11 protein-coding genes are annotated in these 14391 nt (G+C 69.0%); 8 read left to right on the plus strand and 3 right to left on the minus strand.

Annotated features, from left to right (window positions below; all coding sequences use genetic code 11):
• The first annotated feature begins 5 nt into the window (after positions 1–5).
• Together ATO3_RS03365 and ATO3_RS03370 are read left to right on the plus strand one after the other, a co-directional pair.
• The gene (locus ATO3_RS03365) at positions 6–725 is read left to right on the plus strand and encodes a 3-oxoacid CoA-transferase subunit A (protein WP_088648365.1); all 720 of its coding nucleotides are present in this window, start codon (positions 6–8) and stop codon (positions 723–725) included.
• A 2-nt stretch (positions 726–727) separates the two neighbouring features.
• Positions 728–1399 (plus strand): 3-oxoacid CoA-transferase subunit B, encoded by a 672-nt coding sequence (locus ATO3_RS03370; protein ID WP_088648366.1) that lies wholly within the window; start codon positions 728–730, stop codon positions 1397–1399.
• 19 nt (positions 1400–1418) lie between these two features.
• Here ATO3_RS03370 and nagA read toward each other — a convergent pair whose 3' ends face one another.
• The 3 genes from nagA to ATO3_RS03385 form a co-directional block, all read right to left on the minus strand.
• Positions 1419–2555 (minus strand): N-acetylglucosamine-6-phosphate deacetylase, encoded by a 1137-nt coding sequence (nagA, locus tag ATO3_RS03375; RefSeq protein ID WP_088648367.1) that lies wholly within the window; start codon positions 2553–2555, stop codon positions 1419–1421.
• Between the two features lie 45 nt (positions 2556–2600).
• Entirely contained in the window at positions 2601–3149 is a 549-nt protein-coding gene (locus ATO3_RS03380) for a carboxymuconolactone decarboxylase family protein (RefSeq protein ID WP_088648368.1), read from the minus strand.
• A 76-nt stretch (positions 3150–3225) separates the two neighbouring features.
• Positions 3226–4143 (minus strand): endonuclease/exonuclease/phosphatase family protein, encoded by a 918-nt coding sequence (locus tag ATO3_RS03385; protein WP_088648369.1) that lies wholly within the window; start codon positions 4141–4143, stop codon positions 3226–3228.
• Between the two features lie 322 nt (positions 4144–4465).
• On the opposite strand from ATO3_RS03385, the gene ATO3_RS03390 reads away from it, so the two are divergent.
• From ATO3_RS03390 to ATO3_RS03415, 6 genes are all read left to right on the plus strand, one after another.
• Positions 4466–8260: a hydantoinase B/oxoprolinase family protein gene (locus tag ATO3_RS03390; RefSeq protein WP_088648370.1), complete on the plus strand. Its 3795-nt coding sequence runs from the start codon at positions 4466–4468 to the stop codon at positions 8258–8260.
• Between the two features lie 78 nt (positions 8261–8338).
• Positions 8339–9016 carry a helix-turn-helix domain-containing protein gene (locus tag ATO3_RS03395; protein ID WP_088648371.1) on the plus strand — a complete coding sequence of 226 codons (678 nt, stop codon included), beginning with the start codon at positions 8339–8341 and terminating at the stop codon, positions 9014–9016.
• Complete coding sequence (locus ATO3_RS03400; protein ID WP_088648372.1) at positions 9013–9507, plus strand: GAF domain-containing protein; 495 nt, start codon at positions 9013–9015, stop codon at positions 9505–9507. The genes ATO3_RS03395 and ATO3_RS03400 overlap by 4 nt, the downstream gene beginning before the upstream one ends.
• Positions 9507–11609: a hydantoinase/oxoprolinase family protein gene (locus tag ATO3_RS03405; protein ID WP_088648373.1), complete on the plus strand. Its 2103-nt coding sequence runs from the start codon at positions 9507–9509 to the stop codon at positions 11607–11609. Before ATO3_RS03400 ends, ATO3_RS03405 begins: the two co-directional genes overlap by 1 nt.
• Positions 11609–13267: a hydantoinase B/oxoprolinase family protein gene (locus ATO3_RS03410; RefSeq protein WP_088648374.1), complete on the plus strand. Its 1659-nt coding sequence runs from the start codon at positions 11609–11611 to the stop codon at positions 13265–13267. Before ATO3_RS03405 ends, ATO3_RS03410 begins: the two co-directional genes overlap by 1 nt.
• Positions 13264–14370: a M24 family metallopeptidase gene (locus ATO3_RS03415; protein ID WP_233152012.1), complete on the plus strand. Its 1107-nt coding sequence runs from the start codon at positions 13264–13266 to the stop codon at positions 14368–14370. The genes ATO3_RS03410 and ATO3_RS03415 overlap by 4 nt, the downstream gene beginning before the upstream one ends.
• Positions 14371–14391: the final 21 nt, after the last annotated feature.

Genomic DNA, 14391 nt, shown 5'->3' on the forward strand with positions numbered 1-14391 from the left:
ACAACATGGACAAGAGGATTGCGTCCACGGCCGAGGCGGTCGCCGGCATTCCGGACGGCGCCACGGTGATGATCGGCGGGTTCGGCGGCTCCGGCGCCCCGATCGAGCTGATCCACGCGATGATCGACCGCTACCGTGCCACCGGCAGCCCGGCGCGGCTGACGGTGATCAACAACAATGCCGGCAACGGCGGCATCGGCATCGCGGCGATGATCAAGGCGGGCATGATCGCGAAGATGATCTGTTCCTTCCCGCGCTCGTCCAATGCCGAGGCATTCAACACCGCTTACCTAGCGGGCGAGATCGCGCTGGAGCTGGTGCCGCAGGGCACGCTGGCCGAGCGCATCCGCGCCGCCGGCGCCGGCATCCCGGCCTTCTACACGCCCACGAGCTATGGCACCGAGCTGGCCGAGGGCAAGCCGGTCGCCGAGTTCGACGGGACGTCTTACGTGCAGGAACGCTGGCTGAAGGCAGATTTTGCCCTGGTCAAGGGCGAGCTGGGCGATCCGATGGGCAACCTGACCTACCGGCTTGCGGGCCGCAACTTCAACCCGCTGATGTGCATGGCCGCGGCCACGACCATCGCCCAGGTCCGCCAGCTGGTCGAGACCGGCGGGATCGAACCGGAAAGTGTGATCACGCCCAGCATCTTCGTCGATGCCGTGGTGGAAGTGCCCGCACCGCAGCAGGAAGAGCAGTTGGTGCGCGACGGGGTGGAGTATTGAGCATGGACAAGCTGACCAACGCACAGATTGCCTGGCGCGCGGCGCAGGACATCGACGACGGCGCCTACGTGAACCTCGGCATCGGCTTCCCCGAGATGGTGGCGCAATACGCGCCCGAGGGGCGGACCCCGGTCTACCACACCGAAAACGGCGTGCTGGGCTTCGGCCCCGCCCCGGCCGAGGGCGAGGAGGACTGGGACCTGATCAACGCCGGCAAGAAGCCGATCACGCTGAAGCCCGGCGCGGCCTTCTTCCACCATGCCGACAGCTTCGCCATGGTGCGCGGCGGGCATCTGGATGTGGCGATCCTAGGCGCCTACCAGGTGGCGCAGAACGGCGACCTCGCCAACTGGCGCGTGGGGACAAAGGGCGTGCCGGCGGTCGGCGGCGCGATGGACCTGGTGCATGGCGCGGGCCGCGTGGCGGTGATCACCGATCATGTCACCAAGGACGGCCAGCCCAAGCTGGTGGAGGCCTGCACCTTCCCGCTGACCGGCGTCGGCTGCGTGACGCGGGTCTATACCTCGCTTGCCGTGGTGGACATCGAGGATGGCCGTTTCGTGCTGCGCGAAAAGCTGGCGGGCCTCGCGCTTGAGGATCTGCAGGCGGTGACCGGCGCCAGGCTGCACCTGGACGGCCCGGTCGCGGACCTGATCGTGCCGGAGGCGCCGTAAGCCCCGGACCCGGCGGCGCTTAGCCCGCCGGGTCGATCACCTCGATCAGGCGCAGGCCCTCCGGCGTTTCGCGCAGGCGCAGGATCGGCGCGGTGCTGCCCGGGTCAAGTCGCCCGGCCCCGCCGATCCCGGCAAATTCCGCCGGCACCCGCGTGGCCATGGCCAGCGCCCGGTCCAGCGGCACGCCGCAGTCGCGCACCAGCACCGTGACCGCCCGCGTCAGGTCAAGATCCGCCCCCGCCAGCGTGCCGTTCTCCAGCTCCAGCCGCCCGCCGGCGCGGTGGATCATGCGGCCCCCCAGGGTGAAGTCCGCCAGGTCCGTTCCCGCAACCGCCATGGCGTCGCTGACCAGGAAGATCCCGTCCGTCCCCGCCTTGGCCGCCAGAGCCGCGCGGATCGTGGCGGGATGCACATGCACCCCGTCGGCGATCAGCCCGGCGGTCAGCCCGGGGCAGTGCAACGTCGCCCCCACCAGCCCCGGCGCCCGGCTGCCCAGCTGGCTCATCGCGTTGAACAGGTGCGTCACCCCGCGCGCGCCGGCGCGATGCCAGGCGAGGCAGGTCTCGTAATCCGCATCCGTGTGGCCAAGGCTGACCAGCGCCCCGGCCCGCGTCAGCGCGGCGACCTGATCGGGCGTGGTGCTTTCGGGCGCCAGCGTGATCAGCAGCACCGGCAGGGTCCGCGCGGCGTCACAGAGAAGCGCCAGGTCCTCCGCCGTCATCTCACGGATCAGCGCGGCGTCATGGGCGCCCTTGCGCGGCAGCGACAGGTGCGGGCCTTCGAGGTGCAGACCGCCGATGCCGGGCGTACCCTGCTGCACGGCGTCGGTCACGGCGGCGATGGCGCCGCGCGTGGCCTCGGGCCGGTCGGTGATCAGCGTCGGCAGGATCGTCGTCGCGCCCAGCCGCCGATGCGCCCCCGCGATGCGCCGCAGCCCCCCGACCGACACGGCATCGCCCAGCATCACCCCGTCGCCGCCATTGACCTGCAGGTCGACGTAACCGGGGCAAAGGATGTCTCCGCCCAGGTCGGTCGACGTGGCGGGCGGCGGCGCGGTGGATATCCCCGCGATCAGGTCGTCTTCCAGCCTGAGTGTCGCGCCGTCGTGAAGCTGCGTGCCGTCGAAAATGCGGCCGCCATGGTAGCTGCGTGTCATGTGTCTTTGCGTCCTGGGGTCAGGGCTCGGTTCGCGGGGGTCGGCTCAGGTCACGGGATCCAGCGGGTTGGTCTTCATCTCGGCCGCGATCGCGTCGTCGACGGGGGTGTCGAAGCTCATCAGGATGTAGCCCAGCACGGAATAGAACCCGACCGTCGCGATCAGGTCGAAGACGCCCTTGCGCCCCAGCGCCGCCGCCAGCTCTGCATCCAGCTCGGGCGACAGACGCCTGTCGTCGATCAGCGCATCCACGGCCCGCGCGATCAGCCCGTCCTCGCCCTCGGGCATGCCCCGCAAGGCGGCAATGCGGGCGTCCGGGAACCCCAGCTTGCGCGCGCGTGAGACATGGTGCGCCCATTCGTAATCCGAACCGAACCGGTGGGCCGTGCGCAGGATCACCACCTCGCTGCGGTCGGGGCCCAGGGCGCTGTTCTTCACCACATGGGCGCGCAGCGGGGCCCAGGCGTTCAGCAGCCCGGGGTGATGCGCCATGACGCGATAGACGTTCAGCTGCCCGGCAAAGCCCTCGCGCAGCGCGCGCGCTGCCTCGGGCCAGTCGGCATCGGACAGGGGCTGGGGACGGTCTGTGGGCATGGCGGCCTCCTGGGGTCTTTTGCGGCAGAGGCTAGGCGCCCGGGACGCGAGGCTCAAGCCCGGGTCGCGCCACCGGTCACAGACCGTCGAACGCCACCCAGAGCGCGGCATGGTCGCTGGCATGGGGCCGGTGCCAGCCGACGGGGCCGAGGCGCTCTGCCTTCACCGGCGTGATCTCGTGCCCCATGCCCTTGCGCAGCACCTGCGGGCGCGCGCGCGGAAAGCGGCGCGCCAGCGCGGGCGAGGCCAGCATCGCATCGGGGCGCGAGACGCGGCCCAGTTCCGGCGCGAAATAGGTCCAGCGCTCGCGCGGCGGTAGACGGGTCAGCAGATCCACGCTGAACGGGGCCAGCAAGGGCGCTATGGCGGCGGCCTCGCCCTCGGGGTCGGGTTCGTTGAGATCGCCCAGGATCAGCCAGTGGCCCTCTCCCCCGGGAAAGCGCCGCTCGATCAGCCGGCGCACCACCTGCGCCTCCTGCCGGCGCGTGGTCCAGGCGGCAACGGGGTCCGGCCAGGGCGCCTTGAAATGGCAGATCACCAGCGTCAGCCCCCCGGTTGTCACCAGCAGGCAATCGCGGCGCAGGGCGGGCGCGTCGGGCTTCTCTCCGCTCAGGTCGAGGTCGCGCAGGGTGACATCGGCATGGCTGTGCACCTCGTCCAGCGGCCGGCGTGACATCACCGCCACGTCAAGGCCGCGCCCGTCGTTGCCGGGCAGGCAGATGCGGTGCGGATAGGGGCGGACCCCGTCGGCCAGAAGATAGCGGTCGTGGAAATGGTCCAGCGTGTCCTGGTCGAACACCTCCTGCAGGGCCACCACGTCGGCGTCGATCTCGCGCAGCAGCACGGCGGCCAGGCGGCGATCCATGCGGTTGAGTTGCGCGGCCGCCGGCGCGTGATCCGACGCCTCGGGCCCGTCTTCGGCCCCGTCGAGGCGCGGCTGCCCGTCGGGATGGCGCAGGCGCATGTTCTGGATGTTGAACGTCGCGATCCGCACGCGCCTGCCTTTCGGGTCCTGGCGCCCCGGCCAGACCGGCGCGCCGCTTTGGGCGGACCGTATCAGGGGCGCCGCGCTTTGACACCCCGGCCGGGGAATCACCCGGTTGGGTCCGATTTGGGCAGGGGCCCGGGTCCTGGGCCGACTTCACAGCCCGTTCCCGCCGGGGAAACAAGTATCGAAGGAGAAATGTTCTCTGAAAAACAATCCCTTGCCGGTCTTCTTCGCGGCCGGCGGTCCGACCTGCTTGCAAAATTGAAGTAATACTAAATTATAGTATAGGTAACATTTTCATGGCGACATCACGACAGGCGGGGATGACATGGCGGGATACAGGGTTGGCATCGACATCGGCGGAACCTTCACCGATCTGTTCCTGAGCGCGCCGGAGACCGGCTTTTCCGCCCTGCACAAGACGCTGACCACGCCCGACGACCCCTCGCGCGGGGCTCTGGGCGGGTTGACCGATCTGCTGGACCGCGAAGGCCTGCAGATGTCCGACCTGGACGAGATCGTCCACGGCACCACGCTGGTCACCAATGCGGTGATCGAACGCCACGGCGCCCGCGTCGGCCTTCTGACAACCACCGGGTTCCGCGACACGCTCGAGATCGGGAACGAGCAGCGCTACGACATCTACGACCTCGACCTCGCCTTTCCCGAGCCGCTGGTCAGCCGCGACCTGCGCCGGGAGGTGGCGGGCCGGATCGACGCGCTGGGACGCGAGGTGACGCCGCTGGACGAAGCCGGGCTGCGCGCCGAGCTGGACGCGCTGGTGGCCGAGGGCTGCGATGCGATCGCGATCTGCTTCGTGCATTCCTATCGCAACCCCGCGCACGAGCTGCGCGCGGCCGAGATCGTGAAGGCGGCCCATCCGGAGCTGGCCGTCTCCGTCTCCTCCGCCGTGGTGGGCGAGATTTCCGAATATCCGCGCTTCGTGACCACCTGCGCCAATGCCTTCGTGCAGCCGCTGATGGCGGAGTACCTCGCCCGGCTGGAACGTGTGCTGGCCGAGAAGGGCTTTGCCGGGGCGCTGCGGCTGATGACCTCCGCCGGGGGGCTGGTCCCGGTCGAGACGGCGCGCGCCCTGCCGATCCGGCTGCTTGAAAGCGGCCCCGCCGGCGGCGCGCTGGCCACGGCGTGGTTCGCGCGGGCGGCCGGGCTGTCGGACGTCCTCAGCTTCGACATGGGCGGGACCACGGCCAAGGCCTGCCTGATCGAGGGCGGCGCGCCGCATATCGCGCCGGTGCTGGAAGCGGGCCGCGAGCATCGGTTCAAGAACGGCTCCGGCCTGCCAGTGCGCGCGCCCACGGTGGACATGATCGAGATCGGCGCCGGCGGCGGATCCATCGCCGCCATCGACGCGGTCGGCCTGCTGAAGGTCGGGCCGCGCAGCGCCGGAGCGGCCCCCGGCCCCGCCTGCTACGGGCGCGGCGGCTTGGACCCCACGGTGACCGACGCCTCCGTCCTGCTGGGCTATTACGACCCCGACCGTTTTCTGGGCGGCAAGATGGCGCTGGACCGTCCGGCGGCCGAAGCCGCGATGGGCCGGATCGCCGAACCGCTGGGCCTCAGCCCGGTCGAGGCGGCCTGGGGCATCCACCAGACGGTGGCGGAATCCATGGCCTCGGCGGCGCAGATCCACATGGTCGAGAAGGGCCGCGACCCGCGCCGCTATGCCATGATCGGCTTCGGCGGCGCCGGCCCGGCCTTTGCCGCCCGTGTCGCGCGGATCCTCGGCGTGGGCGAGGTCATCATCCCGCCCGCCTCCGGCGCGGCCTCGGCCCTTGGCTTCCTGTCGGCGCCCCTGGCGGTGGACCTGGTCCGGTCACGGCCCATGCAGATCGACGAGGCGCTTTCGGGCGGGATCGAGGCGCTGGCCGCCGAGATGCGCGCCGAAGCGATGGCGGAGCTGACGGCCGCCGGGGTTTCGGACACCGAGGCCAGCTTCGAGATCACGCTCGACATGCGGCTGAAGGGTCAGCTGCACGTGGTGGCGGTGCCCCTGCCCTCCGGCGTGCTGGATGCCTCGGCGGAGCCCACTCTGCGCGCCGGGTTCGAAACCGTCTATCTCGACCGCTATTCCCGCCGCCCGGCCGATGCGCCGCTCGAGGTCCTCTCGCTGCGGCTGCGCGCGCGCGGTCCGGCCCCGCGGCTGGCCGTGGGCAAGGCAGGCGACACGGCATCCACCGCCGCGCCCGCCACCCGCCAGGTCTGGACCGGCGACGTCTGGGAGACGGCGACGATCCACCTGCGCGCCGAGCTGGCCGTGGGACAGGAGATTGCCGGCCCCGCGATCATCGAAGAGCCGGAATCGACAACGCTGATCCCCAAGGGCGACCGCGCCGCGCTGGACGCGGCCGGCAACCTGCGCATCACCATCGGCCTCGACGCCGAGACGGACGTGAAGGTCACCGGCGACCTGCCGCTGGCCGAGGCCAGGGCCCGGCTGGAGGCCGATCCGATCGCGCTGGAGATCATGTGGGCCCGCCTGGTCACCGTGACCGAGGACATGTGGCAGACCGTCTGCCGCACGGCGTTTTCGCTGATCATCTCGGAAAGCCAGGATTTCGGCTGCGCGCTTCTCGATCCGACGGGCGAGACCATCGCCCATTCGGCCCGCGTCATGCCGGTCTTCAACATCACCCTGCCTCGCGCGGTGCGCCATATCCTGAAGACCTACCCGGCCGAGCAGATGCAGGAGGGCGACGTCTATGTCACCAACGATCCCTGGGAATGCGCGGGCCACCTGTTCGACATCGCCGTGGTCACGCCGGTCTTCTCCGAGGGGCGCGTGGTGGCTCTGGCCGCCACGGTGGGCCACGTGGCCGACATCGGCGGACTGCGCAGCGGGCTGGCGGCCACAGAGGTCTTCGAGGAAGGGCTGCAGATCCCACCCATGCGCCTGCTGCGCGGCGGCGAGGAGAACGAGGACATTTTCCGCCTGATGTTCCACAACGTGCGCGAGCCGAACCAGGTGCTGGGCGACGTGCGGTCCCTGGTCACGGCCAATGCGCGGGGCGCGGCCCAGGTGCGGCGGTTCCTGTCGGAATACGGGCTGCGCGACCTGCGCGGGCTGGCCGCCGTGCTGCAGGACAGATCCGAAACCGCGATGCGCGCCGCGATCACCGCCCTGCCCGACGGCACCTATCGCTCGACGGTGGAATTCAACCCGCTGGGCGAGCGGATGACGCTGCCGATGGCGCTGACCGTCTCGGGCGACAGGATCGAGGTGGATTTCGACGGCGCCCCCCCGCAGGTTCCCCGGGGCGGCATCAACTGCACCCTGAGCTACACCGAGGCGCATGCGACCTATCCGCTGAAATGCATGCTGACCCCGGGCGTGCGCGGCAACGCGGGCTGCTACCGCGCCTTCACGGTGAAGGCGCCCGAGGCATCGATCCTGAACTGCACCCACCCCGCCCCGGTCAGCTTGCGCACGCGGACCGGCTGGTATGCCTCGCCCAACATCTTCCGCGCCATGGCGGAAACCGTGCCCGGCGCGGTGCGGGCCTATTCGGGCCTGCCCAGCGTGCTGACCTTCTGGGGCACGGATGCCGAGGGCAAACCCTATTCCGAGATGCTTCTGATGGGCGGCGGACAGGGCGCTGGCCAGGGGCTGGACGGACGCGGCGCGCTGCTGTGGCCGACCTCGGCGGCGTCGTCTTCGCTGGAGCTGCTGGAACAGCGGCTGCCGATCGTGGTGCAGGAGAAGGGCTTTGTCACCGACAGCGGCGGGCCCGGCGCGGCGCGCGGCGGGCCGGCGACGCGGATCCGTGTGCGGCGGCGCGACGCGGGCGGAGAGATGACCTGCCAGGTGGCGCCCGAGGGCGTGGACCTGCCCGTGAGCGGGCTGCATGGCGGCGCCGCGGGGCTGAGCGCGCGGGCGACGATCACCCGGGGCGGCACGGTCACCGACTGCGGCACCGGCGGGATCTTCCCGCTCGCCACCCTCGACGACGAGGTGGAGCTGATCCTGTCCGCCGGCAGCGGCTTTGGCCCGGCGCAGGAGCGCCCGGTCAGCCAGGTGGAGCGCGACCTGCGGCTTGGGCTAATCTCTCGCGAGGCGGCCGAGGCCACCTATGACCTGAGCGCGCGGAAAGAGAAAGCCGCCTGAGGGCGTGGCCCCCCCTTGACCTCACCGGGCGATATGGGTCAGAATTTTAGTATTACTTAAAAACAGACGGAAGCAGACGTGGCAGGCGAACCGAAATCAGACACAGGCCCTGGCGACGGCAAGCCCGCCATCGGGGCCAAGCTGCGCGCCCGTCGGCGGGCGCTGAAGCTGACCCTGCAGGAGGTGGCCGAGCGCGCCGGCCTGTCCACCGGCTTCATGAGCCAGGCGGAACGCGATATCGCGGTGCCCTCGCTGACCTCGCTGCACAGGATCTGCGCGGTTCTCGGGATCGCGGTGCAGGACGTGCTGCCCGGCACTGGCCCCGCGCCCGAGGCCACGCGCCGCGACGCGCGGCCGAAGCTGTCGCTCCGTCAGGACAGCGACCCGGCCCTGGCCTACGAGCGGATCTCGACCACCTTCCCCGGCTCGGTGCTCAACAGCGTCATCATGCGCGAGGCGCCGGGCTACCGGAGCGAGCCGCAAAGCCACGAGGGCGAGGAGATCTTCTTCGTGCTCGACGGCGCCCTGACCGTGGAACTGGAAGGCGAACGGTTCGAGCTGGAGGCCGGCGACAGCCTGCATTTCTCATCGCGGCGGCTGCATTCCACCTGGAACCACACCGACAGAGAAACGGCGATCCTGCACGTCTGCACGATGGATGTCTTCGGCGACCGGATCGCTGCCGCCGAAGACATCCCCGGCAGCCATGCCGGACATGAAACAGCCCTGATGAAAGCCGCCGAGGAAGAGCAATGACCGCCTGGACCACCTTTGCCAAAGCCGCCGCCGGCGACGATCTGAACGCCATGTTCGCAGCCCTGTGCGAGCTGACGCAGCAAGAGATCGGCGCCAAGCTCTTCACCGTGATGACCTTCGACCCCGAAACCCGGCTGGCCAGCCGGCGCTGGTCGAACATGCCGGTGGAATATCCGCCCGGCGGCACCAAGCCGATGCAGCCCACCGACTGGGGCGCGCGGGTGCTGGACCGGCACGAGCCCTTCGTCGCCCACGTTCCGGACGATTTCCGCGACTATTTCCCGGACCACGAGCTGATCGTCAGCCTGGGCTGCGAAAGCTGCCTGAACCTGCCCGTCGTCTTCGGCGGCGAGGTGCTGGGAACGCTCAACTGTCTCGATCTCGCGCATCACTACACGCCCGATCGCGTCGCTCACGCCGCACGGCTGGTCGCGCCGGGCGCGCTGTGCCTGCTGATGGAACGCAAACTCGCCCATGGAGGAGAGGCCTGATGTCCCGCAAAACCACCCGCGTCGCCACCGATGTCGGAGGCACCTTCACTGACATGGTCTGCTTCGAGACCGATCTCGACACCGGCGAAAGCCGCATCACCACCGCCAAGTCGGACACGACGCCGCCCAATTTCGAACAGGGCGTGCTGAACGTGATGAAAAAGGGCGGCGTCGATCCGGCGGCGGTCGATTTCATGGCCCATGGCACCACGGTCGTCATCAACGCCCTGACCGAACGCAAGGGCGTGAAGGTCGGGCTGATCACCACGGAGGGCTTCCGCGACACGCTGGAAATCGCGCGCGGCAATCGCCCCGATTTCTTCAATCTGCATTACGAAAAGCCCCGCCCCTTCGTCCCCCGCTACCTGCGCCAGGAGGTCCCGGGCCGGATCAGTTACATGGGCGAGGAAACGCAGCCGCTGGACCTGTCGGGGCTGAACCAGATCCTCGCGGACTTCAAGGCCGATGGCGTCGAGGCCGTGGCCGTCTCGCTGCTGCATTCCTATGCCAACCCGGCCCATGAAGAGGCGGTGCTGGCCGAGATCCGCAGCCTCTGGCCCGAGGTCTCGGCCGTGGGGTCGCACCAGATCAGCCGCGAATGGCGCGAATATGAACGCGGCAATTCCGCCGTGCTGTCGGCCTATGTGCAGCCTGTCGCCGAACGTTACCTGCGCCGGCTGGAGAGCGGGCTGACCGAGGGCGGCTTCGACGGCCAGCTTTACGTGATGCAGTCGAACTGCGGCGTCGACACGCTGGACGCCACCTCGCGCATCCCGATCACCATGGTCGAAAGCGGCCCGGCCTCGGGCTTCTGGGGCGCGGCCGAACTGGGCAAGCTGATCGGAGAGCCGAACGTGCTGGCGCTCGACATCGGCGGGACCACTGCGAAATGCTCGCTGATCGAGGATGGCGAGGTCAAGATCATGACCGACTACTGGATCGAGCGGGACCGGACCTCGGCCGGGTATCCGATCATGGTGCCGGTCGTGGACCTGGTCGAGATCGGCAACGGCGGCGGCTCCATCGCCTGGGTCGACGATTTCGGCAAGCTGCACGTGGGCCCGCAATCGGCTGGCGCCATGCCGGGGCCGGCAGCCTACGGCAAGGGCGGGACGCAGGCCACCACCACGGATGCCAACCTCTGGCTGGGCCGGATCAACCGCGACTATTTCTGCGGCGGATCGGTCGAGGCCGACATGGAGGCCGCGGGCGCGGCACTTCAGAACGTCGCCGACAACCTCGGCGTCGACCGGGACCAGGCGGCGCAGGGCATCGTCCGGATCGCCAACAACAACATGGTCAACGCGCTGAAGCTTGTTTCGCTCAACCGCGGCCATGACCCGCGCGACTTCGTGCTGGTCGCGTTCGGCGGCGGCGGCGCGATGCATGCCGTGGCTCTGGCGCAGGAGCTGGGCGTGAAGAAGGTGGTCATCCCCACCGGCGCCTCGGTCTTCTCGGCCTGGGGCATGATGATGTCGGACCTGCGGCGTGATTACTTCCTGACCGCGCTGGCCGACATGGGCGACGGCGCGGCCGAAGGGCTGGAGGCGCGCTTTGCCGCCACCGAGGCCCAGGCGCGCGAGCAGTTCGCCGCCGAGGGCGTGGCGGCCGACAAGGTCGCGATGAAGCGCTTCGGCAAGTTCCGTTACCAGAACCAGGAACACACCGTCGAAGTCCCGATCGAGGGCGCGGTCACCGAGGACAAGCTGGCGCGGATCGCCGCCGATTTCCACGAGGCCTACGAGAAAGAATACACCTACCGCCTGGACGCCCCGGTCGAGATGGTCGGCATCCATGTCATCGCCTCGGCCGAGGTCGGCAAGCTGAAACCGGTGGAACGCGAGCTGACCGATGCGCCGGCCAGCGAAGCCTCGAAAGGCCGCCGCCGCGTGGATTACGCGATGGACGGCACCCACGAGGCCGACATCTACGACGGCGAAAAGCTTCTGCCGGGTATGCGTTTCGACGGCCCCGCCATCGTCGAGGACCCGGGCACCACGATCGTCATCCACCCCGGCAACCGGGTCGAGGTGGACCGCTGGGGCAACCTGCACGTGCTGCTGACCGTCCCGGCCGAGACCCCCGAGATGGAGGCCGTCTGATGGCGCTTGATCCGATCACCAGCGAGATCATCCAGAATTCGCTGCAGGCCGCCGCGGACGAGATGTTCGTGGCGATGAAGAAAACCGCCATGTCCTCGATCATCTACGAGGTGCTGGACATGGGCACCGGGATCCTGGACGCCAAGGGAGAGATCGCGTCGTCCGGCGCGGGCATCCCCGCCTTCGTCGGCGTGCTGGACAAGGCGGTGAAGGTCATCGCCGCCAAGTTCCCCGCCGATGCGGTGAAGGAGGGCGATGTCTTTGCCACCAACGATCCCTTCTACGGCGGGGTCACGCATCTCAACGACATCATCGTCGCCATGCCGGTCTTTGCAGAAGGCAGGCTGATCGCCTGGACCGCGAACATCGCGCATAATTCCGATGTCGGCGGCATGGCCCCCGGCTCTCTCACCGGCGAGGCAACCGAGATCTTCCAGGAGGGCCTGCGCCTGCCCGCGATCCAGCTGGTCGAGGCCGGCAAGCCCATCGCCTCGGTCTTCGAGATCCTGAAGGTCAACAGCCGCATGCCCGACGTGCTGGAAGGCGATGTCTGGGCGGCGATTTCCTCGGTGCGCGTGGGCGCGCGGCGGCTGACGCAGCTGGCCGACAAATACGGTGTCGACGCCTTCGAACAGGCGCTGGCCGATTTCATGGACCACGGCGAGAAGGTTTCGCTGGCCGCGCTGGCGGACCTGCCAAAGGGCCGCTACGAGCTGGACGAAGAGCAGGACGACGGGTCGATCTTCAACGTCAAGATCGAGATCACCGACGAGAAGTTCATCATCGACCTGCGCGACAACCCTGATCAGTCCCCGGGGCCGACCAATTCCTGCCGCGACGGGGTGATGGTCTCTGCCCAGATGCTGTTCAAGTCGCTCACCGATCCGCGCGGGCTGGCCAACGCGGGCAGCTTCCGGCCCATCGAACTGCTGACCCGCAAGGGCTCGGTCTTCGACGCGCAGGAACCGGCGGCGATGGGCTTTTACTACGAGCTTGAACTGCGCGCCTACGACATCATGTGGCGCTGCCTGGCGCCCTACATGGCCGACCGCCTGGGCGCGGGGCATTTCGCCTCTGTCTGCGGGACCTTCATCGGCGGCATCCACCCCGACACGGGCCGGCAATACACGATCATCGAACCCCAGGTGGGTGGCTGGGGCGCGGCCGCCGGGCGCGACGGCAATTCGGCGATCTTCTCGTCCTTCCATGGCGAGACCTACAATTGCCCCGCCGAGATAAACGAGGCCCGCAACGGCGTCATCATCGACCGGATGGAGCTGAACACCGCACCCGGCGGCGAAGGCTGCCTGACCGGGGGGCGCGGCGTGGTGATCGATTACCGCACGCGGTCCGAAGACGGCTATGTCACCATCGGCTACACGCGGTCGAAATTCCCGGCCTGGGGGCTGGATGGCGGGCATGACGGCTCTTCCAACTACGTGCGCTTCATGCCCGTCGAAGGCGAGGCCAGCGCGTTCGCCTTCATCTCGAACAAGAAGACGAAACCGGGCGACGTGATCCGTGTGGTCACGGGCAACGGCGGCGGTCTCGGAGATCCGAGGGACCGCCCCCGCGAGAAAGTCGCCGCAGACCTGCGCGACGGGCTGATCAGCCCAGAGACCGCCCGCGACGTCTATGGATACGAAGGAGAGGCATGATGCCCGGCGATGTGATCACAAACCGGATGGCGGACCTGCGCGCCGCGATGAAGACCGAGGGCGTCGAGCTTCTGGCGCTTGGACCCGGCCCGCATATGCAATGGCTGCTGGGCTTCCAGCCGCATGGTGACGAACGGCTTCTGCTGTTGCTGGTCACGCAGGACGCGGCCGAATTCTGCATGCCCGCGCTGGAGGCCGACAGCGCCGGCCAGCACACCGATCTGCCGATGCACAGCTGGGCCGATGCCGAAGGCCCCGGTGCCGCTCTGGACGCCACGCTCGCGTCGGTGAAGGGCAAAGGCGCCATGGTCGTGGCGCTGGACGAGGCGATGCGCGCCGATTTCGCGCTCGCGCTGCTCGACCGGCTGCCTGGGGCGAGGCATGTCTTCACGCCGTCGACGCTGGGCCGTCTGCGGATGAAGAAGGACGCGGACGAACGCGCCCGGCTCAAGGCCTCGGCCCTGCTGGCCGACGAGGCGATGAAGACCGCCTTCGCCGCGATCAGGCCGGGCATGACCGAAAAGCAGGTCAAACAGATCGTCACCGACCGCTTCGCCGAAGGCGGGGCCAAGCTGGAATTCGGCATCATCGGCACGGGCGGCAACGGCGCCTTCCCGCATCACCAGACCGGCGAGACCGTCATTCAGAAGGGCGACGCCATCGTCATCGACATCGGCGCGCGGCTGAACGGCATGCCGTCGGATATCACCCGCATGTGCGTGGTGGGCGAAAAGCCCGAAGGCTATGACGAGATCCACGCCATCGTCGAGGGCGCCGTGCAGGCCGCCATGCGCGCCGCGAAGCCCGGCGTCACCGCGCGCGAGATCGACGCGGCCGCGCGCAACCACATCGCGCAGGCGGGCTATGGCGATTACTTCCTGCACCGCACCGGCCACGGCCTGGGCATCGAGGTGCACGAGCCGCCCTACATGACCGGCTCTTCCGACACGGTGCTGGAGGAAGGCATGGTCTTTTCCATCGAACCGGGCATCTACCTGAACGGGCGCTTCGGGCTGCGGCTGGAAGAGATCGTGTACCTGACCGCCGAAGGCGCCGAGCGGTTTTCGGAGCTGAGCCGCGACGTCGCCGTGGCGGAGGCCTGAGATGCAGCGCGCCCCGCAGAT

Origin of the sequence: Marinibacterium profundimaris, from assembly GCF_002210095.1 — a bacterium.
Lineage (GTDB): Bacteria > Pseudomonadota > Alphaproteobacteria > Rhodobacterales > Rhodobacteraceae > Marinibacterium > Marinibacterium profundimaris.